Source organism: Halomarina pelagica, from assembly GCF_024228315.1.
Taxonomy (GTDB): Archaea; Halobacteriota; Halobacteria; order Halobacteriales; family Haloarculaceae; genus Halomarina; species Halomarina pelagica.
The window spans coordinates 2,044,649-2,061,743 of record NZ_CP100454.1; the positions used below are offsets into that span (position 1 = coordinate 2,044,649).

21 protein-coding genes are annotated in these 17,095 nt (G+C 68.5%); 12 read left to right on the plus strand and 9 right to left on the minus strand.

Annotation, left to right across the window (positions count from 1 at the left end):
* The first annotated feature begins 2 nt into the window (after positions 1 to 2).
* The 7 genes from paaB to NKI68_RS10630 all read left to right on the plus strand — a co-directional run bounded on the left by paaB (position 3) and on the right by NKI68_RS10630 (position 5,540).
* Positions 3 to 332 carry a 1,2-phenylacetyl-CoA epoxidase subunit PaaB gene (gene paaB / locus NKI68_RS10600; protein ID WP_254543024.1) on the plus strand — a complete coding sequence of 110 codons (330 nt, stop codon included), beginning with the start codon at positions 3 to 5 and terminating at the stop codon, positions 330 to 332.
* A complete protein-coding gene (gene paaC, locus NKI68_RS10605; RefSeq protein ID WP_254543025.1) occupies positions 332 to 1,174 on the plus strand; it encodes a 1,2-phenylacetyl-CoA epoxidase subunit PaaC in 843 nt (280 codons plus the stop codon). Before paaB ends, paaC begins: the two co-directional genes overlap by 1 nt.
* Positions 1,167 to 1,634 carry a 1,2-phenylacetyl-CoA epoxidase subunit PaaD gene (gene paaD / locus NKI68_RS10610; protein WP_254543026.1) on the plus strand — a complete coding sequence of 156 codons (468 nt, stop codon included), beginning with the start codon at positions 1,167 to 1,169 and terminating at the stop codon, positions 1,632 to 1,634. The genes paaC and paaD overlap by 8 nt, the downstream gene beginning before the upstream one ends.
* Positions 1,631 to 1,798 (plus strand): 1,2-phenylacetyl-CoA epoxidase subunit PaaE, encoded by a 168-nt coding sequence (gene paaE, locus NKI68_RS10615; RefSeq protein ID WP_254543027.1) that lies wholly within the window; start codon positions 1,631 to 1,633, stop codon positions 1,796 to 1,798. The genes paaD and paaE overlap by 4 nt, the downstream gene beginning before the upstream one ends.
* 108 nt (positions 1,799 to 1,906) lie before the next feature.
* On the plus strand, positions 1,907 to 2,386 hold the full coding sequence (locus NKI68_RS10620) for a GNAT family N-acetyltransferase (protein ID WP_254543028.1): 480 nt from the start codon (positions 1,907 to 1,909) through the stop codon (positions 2,384 to 2,386).
* 129 nt (positions 2,387 to 2,515) lie between these two features.
* Entirely contained in the window at positions 2,516 to 4,180 is a 1,665-nt protein-coding gene (gene thsA, locus NKI68_RS10625) for a thermosome subunit alpha (RefSeq protein ID WP_254546421.1), read from the plus strand.
* Positions 4,181 to 4,610: 430 nt separating this feature from the next.
* On the plus strand, positions 4,611 to 5,540 hold the full coding sequence (locus NKI68_RS10630; protein WP_254543029.1) for a calcium/sodium antiporter: 930 nt from the start codon (positions 4,611 to 4,613) through the stop codon (positions 5,538 to 5,540).
* Positions 5,541 to 5,558: 18 nt separating this feature from the next.
* Here the strand turns inward: NKI68_RS10630 and lrp are convergent, their stop codons facing one another.
* Entirely contained in the window at positions 5,559 to 6,017 is a 459-nt protein-coding gene (lrp, locus tag NKI68_RS10635; RefSeq protein WP_254543030.1) for an HTH-type transcriptional regulator Lrp, read from the minus strand.
* A gap of 126 nt (positions 6,018 to 6,143) precedes the next feature.
* Between lrp and glnA the strand changes: the two genes are divergently transcribed.
* Positions 6,144 to 7,520 carry a type I glutamate--ammonia ligase gene (gene glnA / locus NKI68_RS10640; protein WP_254543031.1) on the plus strand — a complete coding sequence of 459 codons (1,377 nt, stop codon included), beginning with the start codon at positions 6,144 to 6,146 and terminating at the stop codon, positions 7,518 to 7,520.
* Positions 7,521 to 7,848: 328 nt separating this feature from the next.
* On the opposite strand, the gene NKI68_RS10645 is transcribed toward glnA, so the two are convergent.
* The 3 genes from NKI68_RS10645 to NKI68_RS10655 all read right to left on the minus strand — a co-directional run bounded on the left by NKI68_RS10645 (position 7,849) and on the right by NKI68_RS10655 (position 11,295).
* The gene (locus tag NKI68_RS10645; protein ID WP_254543033.1) at positions 7,849 to 8,778 is read right to left on the minus strand and encodes a phosphatase PAP2 family protein; all 930 of its coding nucleotides are present in this window, start codon (positions 8,776 to 8,778) and stop codon (positions 7,849 to 7,851) included.
* Between the two features lie 57 nt (positions 8,779 to 8,835).
* A complete protein-coding gene (locus NKI68_RS10650) occupies positions 8,836 to 10,116 on the minus strand; it encodes a YihY/virulence factor BrkB family protein (RefSeq protein WP_254543034.1) in 1,281 nt (426 codons plus the stop codon).
* Between the two features lie 72 nt (positions 10,117 to 10,188).
* Entirely contained in the window at positions 10,189 to 11,295 is a 1,107-nt protein-coding gene (locus NKI68_RS10655) for a tRNA (guanine(26)-N(2))-dimethyltransferase (protein WP_254543035.1), read from the minus strand.
* Positions 11,296 to 11,395: 100 nt separating this feature from the next.
* Between NKI68_RS10655 and NKI68_RS10660 the strand changes: the two genes are divergently transcribed.
* Together NKI68_RS10660 and NKI68_RS10665 are read left to right on the plus strand one after the other, a co-directional pair.
* Positions 11,396 to 11,965, plus strand: coding sequence for a cysteine hydrolase family protein (locus NKI68_RS10660; RefSeq protein WP_254543036.1), 570 nt, complete (start codon positions 11,396 to 11,398; stop codon positions 11,963 to 11,965).
* 66 nt (positions 11,966 to 12,031) lie between these two features.
* A complete protein-coding gene (locus tag NKI68_RS10665; protein WP_254543037.1) occupies positions 12,032 to 12,379 on the plus strand; it encodes an SWIM zinc finger family protein in 348 nt (115 codons plus the stop codon).
* A gap of 392 nt (positions 12,380 to 12,771) precedes the next feature.
* Here NKI68_RS10665 and hisH read toward each other — a convergent pair whose 3' ends face one another.
* The 4 genes from hisH to NKI68_RS10685 form a co-directional block, all read right to left on the minus strand.
* Positions 12,772 to 13,422, minus strand: coding sequence for an imidazole glycerol phosphate synthase subunit HisH (gene hisH, locus NKI68_RS10670; RefSeq protein WP_254543038.1), 651 nt, complete (start codon positions 13,420 to 13,422; stop codon positions 12,772 to 12,774).
* Between the two features lie 83 nt (positions 13,423 to 13,505).
* Complete coding sequence (locus NKI68_RS10675) at positions 13,506 to 14,120, minus strand: uracil-DNA glycosylase (RefSeq protein WP_254543039.1); 615 nt, start codon at positions 14,118 to 14,120, stop codon at positions 13,506 to 13,508.
* A gap of 23 nt (positions 14,121 to 14,143) precedes the next feature.
* Entirely contained in the window at positions 14,144 to 14,710 is a 567-nt protein-coding gene (locus NKI68_RS10680; protein WP_254543040.1) for an endonuclease dU, read from the minus strand.
* The gene (locus NKI68_RS10685; protein WP_254543041.1) at positions 14,707 to 14,883 is read right to left on the minus strand and encodes a DUF5786 family protein; all 177 of its coding nucleotides are present in this window, start codon (positions 14,881 to 14,883) and stop codon (positions 14,707 to 14,709) included. Before NKI68_RS10685 ends, NKI68_RS10680 begins: the two co-directional genes overlap by 4 nt.
* 121 nt (positions 14,884 to 15,004) lie before the next feature.
* Here NKI68_RS10685 and NKI68_RS10690 point away from each other — a divergent pair, with 121 nt between their 5' ends.
* On the plus strand, positions 15,005 to 15,616 hold the full coding sequence (locus NKI68_RS10690; RefSeq protein WP_254543042.1) for an MBL fold metallo-hydrolase: 612 nt from the start codon (positions 15,005 to 15,007) through the stop codon (positions 15,614 to 15,616).
* Between the two features lie 94 nt (positions 15,617 to 15,710).
* Complete coding sequence (locus NKI68_RS10695) at positions 15,711 to 16,253, plus strand: GNAT family N-acetyltransferase (RefSeq protein ID WP_254543043.1); 543 nt, start codon at positions 15,711 to 15,713, stop codon at positions 16,251 to 16,253.
* An 81-nt stretch (positions 16,254 to 16,334) separates the two neighbouring features.
* Here the strand turns inward: NKI68_RS10695 and NKI68_RS10700 are convergent, their stop codons facing one another.
* Positions 16,335 to 16,760, minus strand: a complete 426-nt coding sequence (locus NKI68_RS10700; protein ID WP_254543044.1) for a hypothetical protein — start codon at positions 16,758 to 16,760, stop codon at positions 16,335 to 16,337.
* Positions 16,761 to 17,095 lie beyond the last annotated feature (335 nt).

Consider the following 17,095-nt stretch of genomic DNA (forward strand, 5'->3'; position numbering starts at 1 on the left):
CCATGATCTGGGAGGTGTTCAGACAGGAGCGGCGGAAGGACTACCACGTCCACGTGGGCAACGTCCACGCCCCCGACCGGGAGATGGCGCTCACCTTCGCGCAGGTGATGCACGCCCGCCGGAAGCCGGCCAACTCGCTGTGGGTCGTCCCGAAGGACGAGATCGCGGAGGTGGACGCGAGCGAGACTGCGTTCGGCGGCGCGACGAACAAGAGCTACCGCTGGGCGACGACGTTCGCCACCGACGAGACGTTCGCCGAGGAGATCGAGGCGTCACAGCGGGAACAAGAGCGCGCCGAGCGGAGCCGCGCCGAAGCGCGGGGTGAAGAGTGATGGCGACCGCGACGCTCCCCGGTCCGGCGGACCTCGACGAGCGCGAACGGGCGGCCGTCGAGGCGCTCCTCCGCGCGCTCGCGGACGACGAGTACGTCGCCGCCGAGCGCTACATCGACTGGCAGGTGCGCGGTCCCACCCTGGAGGCCGACATCTCCATCGCCAACATCGCGCAGGACGAACTCGGCCACGCCCGCCTCTGGTACGACCTCCTCCAGGACTTCGGCTACCGCGAGCGGGACCTCATCTGGGAGCGCGAGCCCGACGACTTCCGGCACGCGACGCTGCTCGAACTGCCCTTCGAGCGCGGCGACTGGGCCGACTGCGTCCTCCGGTCGTACCTCTACGACGTGGCGGAGTACCTGCGACTGGAGGCGCTGGCGGGCAGTTCGTACCCGCGCATCGCGGACCGCGTGGCGAAGGTGCGGGCCGAGGAGTCCTACCACCGCGAGCACGCCCAGAACTGGCTCGAACGGCTCTGCGACGACGAGCCGGGTCGCCGCCGCGTGCAGGACGCGCTCGACCGCCTGTTCCCACACGCGCTGACGCTCTTCGAGCCGACAGACCGGGAGGACGACATCGTCGACCTCGGCGTGCGGACCGAGTCGATCGGGACGCTCCGCGAGGACTGGCTCGCGATCGTCGTGCCGTACCTCGAATCGCTCGGCCTGCGGGTCCACGACGGGGAAACCGACCTCGCGGCGCTCCTCCCCGAGGAGCGTGGACGCGACGGGACGCACACGGCACACTGGCGGCGGCTGTACAACGAGATGACCTACACCTACGAGATGCTGGGGCGGCGCGAGCCGCGGCGCATCATGCCCGATCCCGACGATGAGTGAGTACGAGGACGCGGACGACGTCGACGAGTTCGCGGTCGAGGTCGAGGACCCGACCGCCTCGCGCGCGTGTGCGTACACGAGCTACGAGTCCGGCGAGGCCCACGAGGAGTACCCGAAGACGGGCAGGGGCGCGACGGGCCTCGAACGCGAGGTCTGGGACGCGCTCTACGCCGTCGAGGACCCCGAGATGCCCGTCAGCGTCGTCGACCTCGGGCTGATCTACGGCGTCGAGATCGAGGAGCGCCCGGACGAGGGCGCGCGCGTGACGGTGCGGTTCACGCTCACGTACACCGGTTGTCCGGCCCGCGAGATGCTCCTCGCCGACGTGGAGGCGGCCGCGGCCTCGCCCGAGGGCGTCGCCGACGCCGAGGTCGAACTCGTCTGGTCGCCGCCGTGGTCCGTCGAGATGGTCACCGACGCGGGACGGGAGGACCTCCGCGAGTTCGGGGTGAGCGTGTGAGACGCCTCGACCCGAGCGTGACGGCGGGCGGCGAGGCCGGCCCCGCGCGCTGTCCGTACTGCGGCGGGACGAACACCGAGCGCGAGCACCCGAAGGGACCGTCGCTCTGCCGGTCGATCCACTACTGCGCGGACTGCGAGGAGCCGTTCGAGGCGATGGCCTGACCCGATCGGTCCGAGCCTCGACCGCTCCGGTCGCGGTCGGATCGAGTCGGCGGTCCGACGCCCCCGCCGCGGGTTAGGCCTAAGCCGCTGTCAGTGCTACCGTGGGGCATGCACGTTCGACCGGCGACGCTCACCGACATCCCGGCGCTCCGGCGCATCGCGCGGGAGTCCTGGGAACGGGACGAGGCGCTCACCCGCGAGACGGCGACCGAGACGGTCGAGGAGTGGTACGACGAGTCGAAACTCGGCGCGGACGTAGAGAGCGGCGACATGCTCGTGCTGGTCGCCGCGATGCGGGACGCAGTCATCGGGTTCTCCCACGCCGTCGTCCACGGCGACACGGGAACGGTGCTGCGCCTCTACGTCGAACCCGACCGTCGCCGCACCGGCGTCGGCTCGCAGTTGCTCGAAGCGACGTGCGAGGAACTCGCCGCCCGCGGGGTCGAGCGCGTGCAGGCGATGACGCTCGCGGCGAACGAACCGGGTGCGACGTTCTACCGGGCGAACGGCTTCGAACGCGCAAGCAGAGGCGAGACGATCATCGGCGGGGAGCCCTACCCCGAGGACGTCTACGCGCGGCCGGTTTAGGTATTTAAATGCCGCCCGGGACGCCGAAACCCGTCGCGCCGCGGGGCGACCGTGCTCCGTTTTCGCACACCGTACCGAATATTTTATATAGAATCACATTCAATCGTTCTACCGACTATGGCTCAATACATGGGCAACCAGCCGCTCATCGTGCTGTCCGAGGACAGCCAGCGCACGACCGGGCGCGACGCCCAGTCGATGAACATCACGGCCGGGAAGGCCGTGGCCGAGGCGGTACGGACCACCCTCGGTCCGAAGGGGATGGACAAGATGCTCGTCGACTCGACGGGCAACGTCGTCGTCACGAACGACGGCGTCACCATCCTCGACGAGATGGACATCGAGCACCCGGCGGCGAACATGATCGTCGAGGTCGCCCAGACCCAGGAGGACGAGGTCGGCGACGGCACGACCACCGCCGTCGTCATCGCGGGCGAACTCCTCGCGAAGGCCGAGGACCTGCTCGAACAGGACATCCACGCGACCATCCTCGCGCAGGGGTACCGCCAGGCGGCCGCGAAGGCGAAGGAACTCCTCGAGGAGATGGCGATAGACGTCTCCGAGGACGACACGGAACTCCTCGAGCAGATCGCGGCCACCGCGATGACGGGTAAAGGCGCGGAGTCCGCCAAGGAGGACCTCGCCGAACTCGTCGTCCAGGCCGTCCGCGCCATCGCCGACGAGGAGGGCATCGACACGGACAACGTGAAGGTCGAGAAGGTCGTCGGCGGCTCCATCGAGGAGTCCGAACTCATCGAGGGCGTCATCATCAACAAGGAGCGCGTCCACGACAACATGCCGTACTTCAAGGAGGACGCGAACATCGCCCTCCTCGACACGGCCATCGAGGTCAAGGAGACCGAGATCGACGCCGAGGTCAACGTCACCGATCCCGACCAGCTCCAGCAGTTCCTCGACCAGGAGGAGAAGCAGCTCAAGGAGATGGTCGACAAGCTCGTCGAGGTCGGCGCGGACGTCGTCTTCTGCCAGAAGGGCATCGACGACATGGCCCAGCACTACCTCGCCCAGGAGGACATCATCGCCGTCCGCCGCGCGAAGAAGTCCGACATGAAGCGCCTCGCGCGCGCCACCGGCGGCCGCGTCGTCTCCAACATCGACGACATCGAGGCGGACGACCTCGGCTTCGCCGGTAGCGTCGCCGAGAAGGACATCGGCGGCGACGAGCGCATCTTCGTCGAGGACGTCGAGCAGGCGAAGTCCGTCACGCTCGTCCTGCGCGGCGGCACCGAGCACGTCGTCGACGAGGTCGAGCGCGCGATCGAGGACGCCCTCGGCGTCGTCCGCGTCACCCTCGACGACGGCAAGGTGCTGCCCGGCGGCGGCGCGCCCGAGACGGAACTCGCGCTCGAGCTGCGCGACTACGCCGACTCCGTCGGCGGCCGCGAGCAGCTCGCCATCGAGTCCTTCGCGGACGCCATCGACGTCGTCCCCCGCATGCTCGCCGAGAACGCCGGTCTCGACCCCATCGACTCGCTGGTCGACCTGCGCTCGAAGCACTCCGGCGGCCAGGAGACGTCGGGCCTCGACGCCTACACCGGCGAGGTCATCGACATGGAGGAGGAGGGCGTCGTCGAACCCCTCCGCGTGAAGACCCAGGCCGTCGAGTCCGCCACGGAGGCCGCCGTCATGATCCTCCGCATCGACGACGTCATCGCCGCGGGCGACCTCAAGGGTGGCTCCAGCGACGACGACGACGAGGACATGGACATGCCGCCGGGCGGCGGCGGCATGGGCGGAATGGGCGGTATGGGCGGCATGGGCGGCGCGATGTAGGACGACCTTTTACAGGGCGGGCGAAGCCCGCCCTGTAAAAGCTCGATCAAAAGCACTCCTCCTTCGCTTCGAGCCGCTTCGCGGCTCTCCGCTCAGTCGTCGGCCCGCTCGAACCGCTCCGCGGTGCTCGCGGTGAGCGCGCCGGTGAACCGCCCGCCGAACACGTCTTCTTTGTCTTTCGCTCGTCGAGCGCGAGCTACCGCTCCCCCGCCACCTCCGCCTGCTCGACGAATCGCGCGACCACCGCGTGGCGCTCCTCGGCCAGTTCGCGCCCCCGAGCGGTGTACATCGATCTCGCCCCTCGACTCGTGCTCGCGGACGGCGTCCATCGCGGCGGAGGGGAGCGAGCCGGACCGTTAGGCGCATCGGAATCTCCCAGCGAGAGGCCCGGGACTATCACCCCGGCCGACGTATCGCGAGGTGAACGAAAATGGTCGCCAGCATTATCGTTGACCTGGTTCTCCTCGCCGCCGGGGTCGGGGCGCTGTGGCTCGGGGCGCAGCTGTTCGTCGACAACGCCGCGCTCCTCGCTCGGCGCGCGGGCCTCTCGGATCTCGTGATCGGGCTCACGGTGGTCTCCGTCGGCACCTCCGCGCCGGAACTGGCGGTGTCGCTCGAGGCGGCGCTGCTCGGCAGTCCCGACATCGCCGTCGGCAACGTCGTCGGGTCGAACCTGTTCAACGTCGGGTTCGTGCTCGGCCTGGTGGCGCTGCTGGGCGGCGTCACCGCCTCCCGCGCGCTCGTCCGGCGCGACGGGGTTGTCCTGATCGCCTCGGCGGTGCTCCTCCTCGCCGTCCTCCTCGACCTCCGTGTCTCCCGGGTCGAGGGCGCGCTCCTCCTCGGCGGTCTCGTCGCCTACGTCGCGTACCTCGTGCGCAGCGACGACCCGCCGGTCGAGGCGGTATCGACCGGCGACGCGCCGCCGCTTCGAACCGCAGTCGCGATGCTCGCGGGATTGGCGCTCGTCGTCGGCGGGGCGACCGTGCTCGTCTCGGCGGCGAGCGACCTCGCGCGCCTCGCGGGGATCTCCGAGTGGCTCATCGGCGTGACGATCGTCGCCGTCGGCACCTCGTCGCCGGAGATCGCGGCGAGCGTCGCGGCCGCGCGGCGCGGCTTCGGCGGGATCGCGGCGGGCAACCTCGTCGGGAGCAACGTCTTCAACGCGCTGGGTATCCTCGGCGTCGTGGCGGTCGTCAGGCCCGTCGCCGTCTCCGCTGCGGCGCTCCCGGACGCGACGTGGCTGGTCGGCCTCTCGGTGCTCGTGGTCCTCCTGTTCGCGTCCGGGCGGCGGCTCTCCCGACCGGAGGGCGTGCTCTTACTGGCGTCGACGCTCGTCAGGTGGGTGCTCGACGCCCTCTAGAAACAGCCCCGTACCGCGTTACTCCTGGATCTCGAGCGGGAACTGTTCGTGCTCGCTGACGGCGTTGAGGACGACGCTCGTGTTGGACTCCTTGATGTTGGCGTCGACGAGCAACTCCTTGATCTGCCGGTTCATGTCGTCGGTGTCCCTGAACTTCCCGACGGCGACGACGTCGTGGTCGCCGGTCACCTCGTAGACGGAGATCATCTGACGGGCGTTCCGGAGGGTGTCCGCGACGTCCTGGATGGCGTTCCCCTCGACCTTGAGCTGGATGACCGCGGTCACGTCGTAGCCGAGCGCGTCGTAGTCCACGACCGGCGTGTACCCGCGGATCACCCCCTTGGCCTCGAGGTCCTTCAGGTGGTTGGAGATGGTCGTCACCGAGACGTCGAGTTGTTCCGCGAGACTGCGGAGGCTGGCGCGCCCGTCCTCCAGGAGGGCGTTCACCAGCTTCTCATCTAGATTTTCGTACGTCATCACACTGCGAGTGTAGCTGGAGGGACTATAATTTTACGAATATCCAGTTCTGACATACGGTACGAACTTTGCACAAACCACTACGGTTTTATCGGATAGGACAGTTGTATAGCGCGTCCAAGAAAGATGACAAACCCAAACGTGAAAACTGACGGAGGGTTGACCGCCGACGCACAGGCGGTGGTCGACGAGATCGAATCGAAGAACGTCGACTTCCTGCGCATCCAGTTTACCGACATCCTCGGGACGGTAAAGAACGTCTCCATTCCCGCGAGCCAGGTGGAGAAGGCCTTCACCGAGGGTATCTACTTCGACGGGTCGTCGATCGAGGGATTCGTCCGCATCCAGGAGAGCGACATGCGGCTCATCCCCGACCCCGCGACGTTCGCCATCCTGCCGTGGCGGACCCGCGACGACGGCACCGCCGCCGCGCGGCTCATCGCCGACGTGGTCGACACGTCGACCGGCGACAGCTTCGTCGGCGATCCGCGCCACGTGCTGAAGCGCGCGATCAAGCGCGCCGGCGACATGGGCTACACGCTCAACGCCGGGCCGGAACCCGAGTTCTTCCTCTTCGAGGAGGACGAGGACGGCCGCGCGACCACCATCACCCACGACGCGGGCGGGTACTTCGACCTCGCGCCGAAGGACCTCGCGAGCGACATCCGCCGCGACATCATCTACGGGCTGGAGTCGATGGGCTTCGAGGTCGAGGCGAGCCACCACGAGGTCGCGGAGGGCCAGCACGAGATCGACTTCAAGTACGACGACGCGCTCACCACTGCCGACAACATCGCCACGTTCCGCTCGGTCGTGCGCGCCATCGCCGCCGAGCACGACACCCACGCGACGTTCATGCCGAAGCCCATCGCGGGCATCAACGGCAGCGGGATGCACACGCACCTCTCGCTGTTCACCGAGGACGGCGAGAACGCGTTCCACGACGAGGACGACGAGTTCAACCTGAGCGAGGTCGCGAAGCAGTTCCTCGCGGGCGTCCTCGAGCACGCCCCCGCCATCACCGCGGTCTGCAACCCGACGGTGAACTCCTACAAGCGCCTCGTGCCGGGGTACGAAGCGCCGGTCTACGTCGCGTGGTCCGACGTGAATCGCAGCGCGCTCGTCCGCAAGCCCGACTCGCGGACGCCCGCCGCCTCGCGCATCGAACTGCGCTCGCCCGATCCCGCCTGCAATCCCTACCTCGCGCTCGCCGCGATGCTCCACGCCGGTCTCGACGGCATCGAGCGGGGCCTGGAAGCGCCCGACCCCGTCCGCGAGAACATCTACGAGTTCGACGAGGCCAAGCGCGAGGAGTACGGCATCGACACGCTCCCGCCGAACCTCGGCCGCGCCGTCGACGCGCTCGAGGAGGACGAGGTCGTCCGGGAGGCCCTCGGCGAGCACGTCACGAGCAAGTTCGTGGAGGCGAAGCGCGCCGAGTTCAGCGAGTACAAGACCCAGGTCTCCCAGTGGGAACTGGACCGGTACCTGGAGAAGTTCTAAGAACCACCACCTTTTGCTGCACTCGTTCGCTTCGCTCACTCGCTGGTAAAAGCTGGAGCAAAACCCTCCTCACCCCCTCAGTCGCTACGCTCCTTCGGGGGTTCGGTCGGTCCGCTCGCTCCCTTCGGTCGCTCGCGGGTGTTCCACTGGTGCCCGCGGTGGTGGTCCAGGCATTCGAATCGGTCGATCCGGCCGTACCTTTATATCCGAGAGCGGGACCAGCGTCCGTGTGATCTGACGGTTATCGCGGGGTGTCTGCGGTTGTGCGACGCCACGCCCCGCGAATCCACCCCGCCGCGGCGTCGCCTGTTCGCCGAGACGTTCCGTCTCATCTGGATTCGGTCAGCCGCCGCGACCGGCGGGTGTCGCCGGCGAGGGGGAGCGTGATTCCGACGACGGTCACGGCGACGACGGCGACGAAGACGACCGCGGCGACGCGCGTCGCACCCGCCGTCAGGAGTACGACCCCGCCGAAGAGACCGAGGGCGACTGCGAGGAGCGACCGGCGGAGGGGTCGTCCGCGGATTCCGCCGTCGGCGACGGCGCGCCAGCCGAACCACCCGCCGACGGCGCTCGCGAGTTCGACGACCGGCACGAGACCGGCGCCCGACGAGCCCACGGCTCCGAGCGCGGTCACGGTCGCGAGCGCGAACGCCGGCCCGGGCCGCCGTCCGCCCGCGGTGAGCCGAGCGGTCGCGAGCAGGACGAGCAGTCCCACGGCGCTCCCGGCGAGCACGTCGACGAGGTAGTGGACGCCGAGGACGAGCCGCGAGAGGGAGACGACGGCGACGAGCGCCGCGGCGATCGCCAGTCGCCTTCGGGGGGTCGACCAGTCTACGACCAGCGCCAGCCCGCCCCAGACGACCGTCGAGCCGAGCGCGTGGCCGCTCGGGAACGCGAACCCGCCGGCGCTCGCCGCGCCGACGTACAGCATCCGAACGATCTCGGGGAACATCTCGCGGCCGGGGATCGGTCCCCCCGGTGGTCGGGGTAACGTGAACAGGCCCTTGAGCGCCGTCGTGAGCGCCATGGCCGTCACCGTGAGCGCGACGAGGTACGCCGCGCGTTCGCGGTCGATCCAGCTCACCCGATCGGCGACGAGGTACGTCGCGCCTACGACGAGGACGAGCAACCAGGGATCACCGAGTTGCGTCAGCACCACGAACAGCGCGAACACGGCGTCGGGAACTGCCCCGAACGTCTCGACGACGCCGATACCGCGCTCGGGGGGTGCAGCCCGTATTCCCGCGGAGAGCATCACGAGCCCGTAATGGATCCTGGCTGAATAGCCCTCTGATCCGGTTCGCAGTCGCGGTCAGCTCCGGAACTGCTGGATGCGATCGCGCAGTCGGCCCGGGACGCCCGCCAGGTCGAGTCCGAGTCCGACGACGACGAACACGACGTACAGGCCGAGCGTCGAGAGCCAGACGACGAGCATCGCGGCGACCGCCCAGGCACCGCTGTCGAGGAGGTAGAACGCGCCCAGGGTCATGGCGGTACCGTACAGGAGGACGAGATACGGCCCCCAGCCGCGAGCCTTCCCGCGGCGCATCCGCTGGCGGACGTAGCGCCTCAGGTCGCGTTCGATGTCGTCGCGGTGGACGGTTCGATCCTCGATCTCCGCCTCGAACTCGGCCACCTGCTCGCGCAGGCGACGCACCTCCGCCGCGAGTTCTTCGTCGTTCGGTTCCGTCTCCAGTCGTTCCAGGTCTTCGTCTGCCATGAGCGAGAGTGGTCGTTCTGATTCGGTTGTCGATGCGTCGTCTACGGTGTCGAGTCCGGTCTCCGGATCGATGCGTCCCTCCAGAACTGCGTTCAACACCACGCCGATCAGCAGGACGAGCGCGCCGAAGTAGAGGAAGGTGACGAGCAGGAGCGCTCCCGCGAGGACGCCGTAGGCGTCGAACGCGGACGCCCGTTGGGCGTAGATTCTGAAGCCCGTCTGAAGGACGGTCCAGCCGATGGCGGCGAACATCGCCCCCGGAAGGGCGTCGCCGATCGAGAGGCTCGGGCCGGGCAGGAAGTAGTAGAGCGGGAGGAACGTGACCGTCAGCCCGGTGAGGAGCATGACCGTCCCGATCAGGCCCAGAACGTCGACGCCGGCGACGACGAGGTCGAATCGCGGGATCGAGAGCAGCGCTCCGACGCCGATCGTGAACGCGATGCCCGCGCCCACGGCGACGAGCGTCACGAACGCGTCGCGGACCTGATCGACGAATCCCGCCGGTCCCGGTGCCTGATAGGCGATGGAGAACCCGATGTCGAGTCCCCGAAAGAGCTTCAGACCGCTCCAGAGGAGCGTGACCGTGCCGACGATCGTCGCGCCGCTTCGGCCCGCCTGATTCGTCAGGACGTCGCGCACCATCTCCCCGACCTGTTCGCTCCCGAGCTGTCGGCTCGCCTGCCGCGCGAGGTCGTTCGCCAACTCCTGCCCGCCGACGATCGACGCGACGACCAGTCCGAACAGCAACAGCGGGAACAGCGAGATGAAGGCGTAGTAGGCGAGGCTGGCGGCGATGAAGGTGATCCGGTCCGACTGGACCCCCTTCACCACCCCCTTCGCGATCGTGACCGTGCGACGTGCCGCTTGGCTCACGCTACTGCAATTGCGCGATGATCACATATAATCGAGGGGGACGGTACGAAAAACGACGACCGTCGACGGGGTTCAGGTCGTCGCTCGTCGGATCTCCTCGACGTCGGCCGTCGTCTTGACCGTGGTTCCGCCGAAGTGGCTCCGCGAGGCCGGAAACCCCGCCTTTCGCAGTCGATCGAGGAACTCGTCCATCCCGATAGCGGAGACGCCCCACCGCTTCGAGAGCACGTGCTGGTCGTAGTGGGTCGGCACGTCGAGTTCCCCCTCGACGGCGTCGAGCAGGCGACGCGCGCGCTTAGCGGTGCCCATGTCGTCGGTGACGCGCTCGCGAGTCGCGGCCACGAAGTCCGGATCGTGCGCCGGTCCCAGCCAGACCGGTCCGGCCGCGAGCACCTGCTCGCTACCGCAGTTCGGACAGTGGTCGAGCGGCTCGGCGATGAGTCCGCCGTCGTGCTCGCGATAGAGACACTCCGGGCAGTGATAGAGGTAGCCGAGTTCGTCGATGGCGGCGTTGGCGTCGGTCGCTCGCCCGCTCACCCGGAGGTAGGTGCGGACGTAGTGGCGCGTCGCGTGGCTCAGCACGGGCGTCACGCCCACGTCGTAGCGCGCGGCGGTGCGCGCGAGCGCCGAGAGGAGGATCCGGAGGCCCATCTCGGCGTGGTAGTCGGTGTTCCGCGGGACGGCTCCGTACTTCCTGACGCCGCTCGAGAAGTGCGCGCCGCAGAGAGGAGCGGTGTCGGTCGCGGTCACGCAGACCAACTCCGTGGCGCACCTGAACGCCGCGTCCGCAAACGGGATGGGCGTCCCGAAGGGGTCCACGTCCACCGCGTCGAAGCGCGTCTCGTGCATGTAGGCGTTCGCGTCGCGGCGGACGACCTCGCCATCGAGGTCGTTGCGCGCGAGGTTCCCCCGCGCCAGGTCGGCCGCGTCCGGGTCGACGTCGCAGCAGGTCGCCTCCCAGCCCTCCGCGGCGGCGCGGACGCCCCGGATCCCGCTCGCCGCCGTCGCGTCGAGGTACGTCCGCGCCCGCCCGCCCCCGCGTTCGCGGTGGGCGCGCAGGGCGGCGATCGTCACGTCGCGGTTCAACTCCTGCTCCGGGTTGAAGAAGACCGCGTCGCCCGCGCCCTCGGCGGGCTGTTCGGGAACCTCGACGACGACGGACCCCTCTCTGACCTCCATACCCGATCCTGTCACGCCGGGGCGAAAAACCGTGTCGTCTCCGAGCGGATCGATTCAACCCACGCGAACCGTTTTGTCGATTCGTGCCGAGCGACGACCCGTGAGCGATACACCCGACGCCTCCACCGTCCTCCTGCTCGTGGACGTCCAGCGCGGCTTCGAGGATCCCGCCTGGGGCGAGCGCAACAATCCCGACCTGGAGGAGACGATTGCGTCCCTCCTCGCGACGTGGCGCGAGCGAGGGTGGCCCGTCGTCCACGTCCGGCACGCCTCGACCGAACCCGACTCGCCGTTGCGGCCCGATCGGCCGGGGTTCGCGTTCGCGCCCGCCGCGGCTCCCCGAACGGACGAGCCGGTGTTCGAGAAGACCGTCAACAGCGCGTTCGTCGGCACCGGACTCGACGACTGGTTGCGCGAGCGCGATTACGGAACGCTCGCGATCGCGGGACTCACCACGGAGCACTGCGTCTCGACGACCGCCCGAATGGCCGAGAACCTCGGTTTCGAGGTCTACGTCCTCGCGGACGCGACGGCGACGTTCGACCGCCCTGACCGCCACGGTGCTCCCGTCTCCGCGGCGGAGAACCATCGGCTCGCGCTCGCGCACCTCCACGGCGAGTTCGCCGCCGTCGTCGAGACGACCGACCTCCTCGGACGACTCGATTCGTAACGAATATATAACAAGTCGGGTTTCCGAACCGAACGTGTTTTCCCCCCGCCGCGGCAAGCACGCGACGTGACGACGGCCGAGACGTGGCGGGAAGCCCTCGACGAGGCGGGCGAACTCGACGCCCGCACAGCCGAGCGGCTGCTCGACGCCCACGGCTCGCGCGCCGCCCGCGCCATCGAGGCCGTCGGCGAGCGCCGCGTGAAGGAGTACCGCGACTTCACCGTCGTCGTCGGCCACCGCGCGGAGTACGTCGTCGAGGACGGCGGGTGCACCTGCGAGGACTCGCAGTACAACCTCGACCCCGCCGACCCGGACGACCTCTGCTGGCACGCGCTCGCCGTCGAGATCGCCCGCCGGGTCGACGCCGTCGACCACCACGACATGTGGTACTCGGACGTCCACGAGTTTCTGTAAACCCACCTTTTACTGCGGTCGCGTGCGGCCGACCCGCTTCGCGGTCGGCCGCGGCTCCCTGGTAAAAGCTGGATCAAAACCCTCGTCGCTCCTGCTGGCGCACTCGCTTCGCTCGCGCGCCATTAGTCGCTCCTCGGTCCGCTCGCTCACTGCGTTCGCTCGCGGGTGCTACGCTGGTGCTCTCGGTGGTGGTCGGGCCCTTCGCTCGCTCCGTATCTTTATAACAGAGAGCGGAACCAGAGCCTTCCGTGACGTGAGAATCGTTGCGGGGCGCTTCGCGGTTGCGCGACGCCACGCCCCGCGAACCGGATCCCGCCGCGGCGTCGCCTGTCCGCCATTACCGGTCCCGGCCCCTGGGGCTTCGCCCGATCTGCGAAGCCGGAATCGAGGAGCTACCGCTCCGCGCAGAGGTTCACGAAGTTGCGGAGGATCCTGAGCCCCGTCTCGCCGCTCTTCTCCGGGTGGAACTGCGTGCCGAAGACGTTCCCGGCCTCGTTGGCGACGATGCTGGGGAAGGTCACGCCGTAGTCGGTCGTGGCGACGACCGCGCGCCCGTCTTCGGGGACGGCGTAGTAGGAGTGGACGAAGTAGGCGTACTCCCCATCTACCCCCTCCACGAGCGGGTGCTCCCGCTCGACGGAGAGTTCGTTCCAGCCCATGTGGGGCACCTTCTGCCCCTCGGCGAAGCGGACGTTGGTGCCCGGGACGAGATCGAGGCCTTCCACGTCGCCCTGGCCGACGCGTTCGGCCTCCTCGCTCGTCGTGAGAAGCATCTGCATCCCGAGACAGATGCCGAAGAGGGGCGTGCCCGACGCCGCGACCTCGGCGAGCGCCTCGCGGAACGGCCCGGCGTTCTCCATCCCCTCGCTGAACGCGCCGACGCCGGGGAGGACGACGCCGTCGGCGCGCTCGAAGTCGGCGGGGTCGGTGCTCAGTTCCACGTTCGCGCCCGCGCGCTCCAGTCCGCGCGTGGCGCTCCGGAGGTTCCCGAGGCCGTAGTCCACGAGGACCACGTCGGCGACGACCGGGGTCTGGGTGCTCATACCCCCGGTTGGGGGGACCGAGCAAAGTCGCTTTCCGTCCCGTGCGTCGCCCTCTCACCCGCGATCGGATTCCGGAGAGGCCCTCAGAATTCGCCCAGGCGCGACTGTCCGCCGCCTCCGCTTCCGCCGCCCTCGGCGTCGCTCAGTCCCGACAGCGCCAGTGCCTCGTCGAGCGCGCCGGCGAACGTAGCCTCCTGGCTACGGTCGTACAGCGTCGCCGCCGGGTGGACGCAGACGAGCACGCGGCGCGGCGTCCCCGCGATGCGGTGCTCGACGACGCGCCCGGCCTCCTTCGTCACCGCCACGTCGCGTTCGAGGAGGTGCTCGCTCGGCACCTTCCCGAGCGTGACGACGAGGTCGGGATCGACGCGGTCGATCTCCGCTTCCAGGTAGCCACGACAGTTCGCCAGTTCCTCCCGGGTGGGATCGCGGTTGTTCGGTGGTCGACAGCGCGCGCAGTTGGTGATGCGAACGTCCTCGCGGAGGACACCCCGCTCGCGAAGCGCACTCCAGAGGACGTCACCCGAGCGCCCGACGAACGGCACGCCCCGCTCGTCCTCCTGCGCGCCCGGGGCCTCCCCGACGAACAGGAGCGACGCGTCCGCCGGACCGCTCCCGTTTACGATCCGCGAGCGGGACGCACAGAGGTCGGGACAGCGCTCACAGTCGCGGACGGTCAGGCCGTCCATGTGTTCCATACCCACAGCGTGCGCGCGGCGAACTACAACCCATCGGTGTGTCGGAAGGCGTCGGCCGCTCGCGCCGCGAGTCGGGCCACGCGGAGGGGTTCCGGGCGTCCCCCCTCCGGCGTGAACGTCCGCACCACCTCGTCGGCCTCGTCGGCGTCGATCCCCGCACCGCGGACGTAGACCGTCTCCCCGTTCAGGTCGACGCGCCGACGCTCGGGCAGTCGCTCGTAGACGTCGAGGCGTTCGTCGAGCGCGTCGCCCGAGAACGCCTCGCGGAGGGCGGGTTCGAGCCCTTCGCTCTCCTCGAATGAGACGGCGACGACCGGCCGGTCGACGGTCTCGGCGAGCCGCGGGAGGTCGACGACGTTGAACCACGCGGGGGCCACGCCCGCCACGAGGACGTAGCGGACGTCCTCGCGGTCGAGGCGCTCCCACAGCGAGATCAGCCGCTCGGTGCTGTCGGTGCCGCCGACCGAGATGGACGAGAATTCCAGTCCGTCGAGGGCGCGGTCGGTCCGGACGACCGCCCCCGCGACGGTGCTTCGCTCGCGGTCCGTGTAGGACTCCGCGATACCCAGCGCGCGCCCGCCGACGGTCACTCGCGCTCTTTCATCTCCTCGAGTCGGTCGAGCAACTCGTCGTTGGACGCGCCGAACTCGAAGCGCATCTTCCCCTCGTGTGACCCGCGGGCCGAGAGGTTCTCGTCGTCGTCGAGGTCGGTGTCGAGTTGCTGGCGGTCCTGTTCGGACTCGTCGTAGCTCCCGAAGCCCATGGTCACGCGACGCTAGGGAATTCTCACCCAAAAGCGTTGGGTCGGTTCTCGCGAACCGGCGGGTCACCCGCTCGTCGGAGAACGCGCGGAGGTTGAAGTGACTGCCGCGCGCATCGGCGGTATGGAGGTTCACAACGTCACCGCGGACGCAGAGACGTTCACCTGCAACGCCTACCTCGCCCTCGGAGAGACGCCGACGCTCGTCGACGCGGGCGCGATGCCGGGCGTCGTCGACGCGATCGAGGAGTACACCGACTCCCTCGACCGCGTCGTCCTGACCCACCAGCACGGCGATCACGTCGCGGAACTCGACGCCGTCGTCGAGGCGTTCGATCCGGACGTCTACGCCTACGCCGAGCACCCCCGCAGGACCCACGCGCTCGACGACGGCGACGCCGTCACCATCGGGGAGGAGACGTTCGAGGCGGTCTTCACGCCCGGCCACGCCGCCGACCACCTCGCGTTCGTGAGCGAGACGACGCTGTTCGGCGGCGACGTGGTCGTCCACGACGACGGCGCGTTCGACTACGGCAGCTTCGGGCGCACCGACAGGCCGGGCCAGTCGCGCGAGCGACTCATCCAGTCGATCCAGGATCTCCTCGACCGGATGCCGGAGGGCGTCGAGCACATGTACTCCGGCCACGGCGGCGTCTTCCACGGCGACGTGCGCGACGTGGTAGAGACGGCCCTCGAACGCGCCGAGCGACGCGAGCCGAAATACCCCGACGACTGACGAGGGACGTGGTGCCCCCTCGCTCGCCGCGAGCGCGTGCCATCGCCTATCACTGCTCCCCAAGCGGTAATATCGGGCGCGACGAGTGTCGGCTATGCCCGGACCCGTCTTCCTGCGCGGCGATTCGATCTCCCTCCGCACCGTCGAGGAGGAGGACCTCGACTTCCTCCAGCGGACCATCAACGACCCCGCCGTTCGGCGCTTCCTCGGCGCGCGCGATCCGATCAACGGTCGCCAGGAGCGCGAGTGGTACGAGGAGCGCGGCTCCAGCGACGAGCACGTGAACCTGCTCATCTGCCGGGGCGAGGAGCCGGCGGGGTCGATCGGTCTCCACCCGCGCGATCCGACGGGGGTCAACGCCGAGATCGGCATCTTCCTCGCCGAGGACTACTGGGGCGAGGGCTACGGCACCGACGCGAGTCGGCTCGTCACCGACTACGCGTTCCGCGAGCGGCGCAATCATCGAGTCATGGCCCGCGTCTTCGACGGGAACGCCGGATCGCGGCGCATCTGGGAGAAGCTCGGCTTCCGCCACGAGGGCACGCACGTCGAGTCGGAGTTCGTCGACGGGGAGTACGTCGACGTCCACTTCTACGCCGTCCTGGCCGACGAGTGGCTGGGTCCGGGCGGTGACTGACGTACGTACTCGGAGTACCGTTCACGAGATCAAATACGCGGACGTACTCGCGTACGCGGTGCTCGACCGGGAGTGGCAACACTACCAGTCACAGGGAACCTCGTAATAGATACCACCGACGTATCCGGGAGCCGCGTCGATGTTCAGTTCGACGCACTCGACGTCGCCGTCGCCTCTGACGGTGTCCGGTCTGACCTCCCGCCGCTCCCCGTCGTTGATCTGGAGGAACACGGTGTACTCTGTGACGGGGTGATTGCCGACGTCGGTGACGTACCAGTAGTCCTTTCCGTCGGGTGAATATCGTGGCGCGAGTTCTCTCGTCCCGTCCACGATGGTCTCTCGATCGTGCTCGATCCGCAGGTGATACGTGACCGACTCCTTCGCGAAGTTCGCCAGTTCGACGGCGGCGAGTCGGTAGTCCCGGTTGGACCCGAGAACGTCGAGACATCCGGCGATCGGCGCGCCGACGAGCGGGGAGAGTGTGCGGAGGTACTGACGGCGGTTCATCGTTGTCGGTCTAGTGATTGTTTCCGATTCGGGTCCATGTGACGGGTTCAGAGCATCTGTAGATCTCTGGAGCTAGACCGGTTTCTCGTCGGAGAAGGTCATCGAGTAGCTCCCCGGAAACACCACCTTCGGGCCTCGTGGGGGCGATCTGACGCATTCTCTCGTATCTCGTCTATTATCAGTGATCGACATGCTTTCGGTGTGTACCACCCCGGTATATGTTTTCCTGTGATGTCCACAACGTATGACTGATTGAGAATCCGCATCCACCGTCGCTCCGGGTCGCTCTTCGAATCACACAGGCCCACCCGCTATGTTCTACTTATTTCCAACGT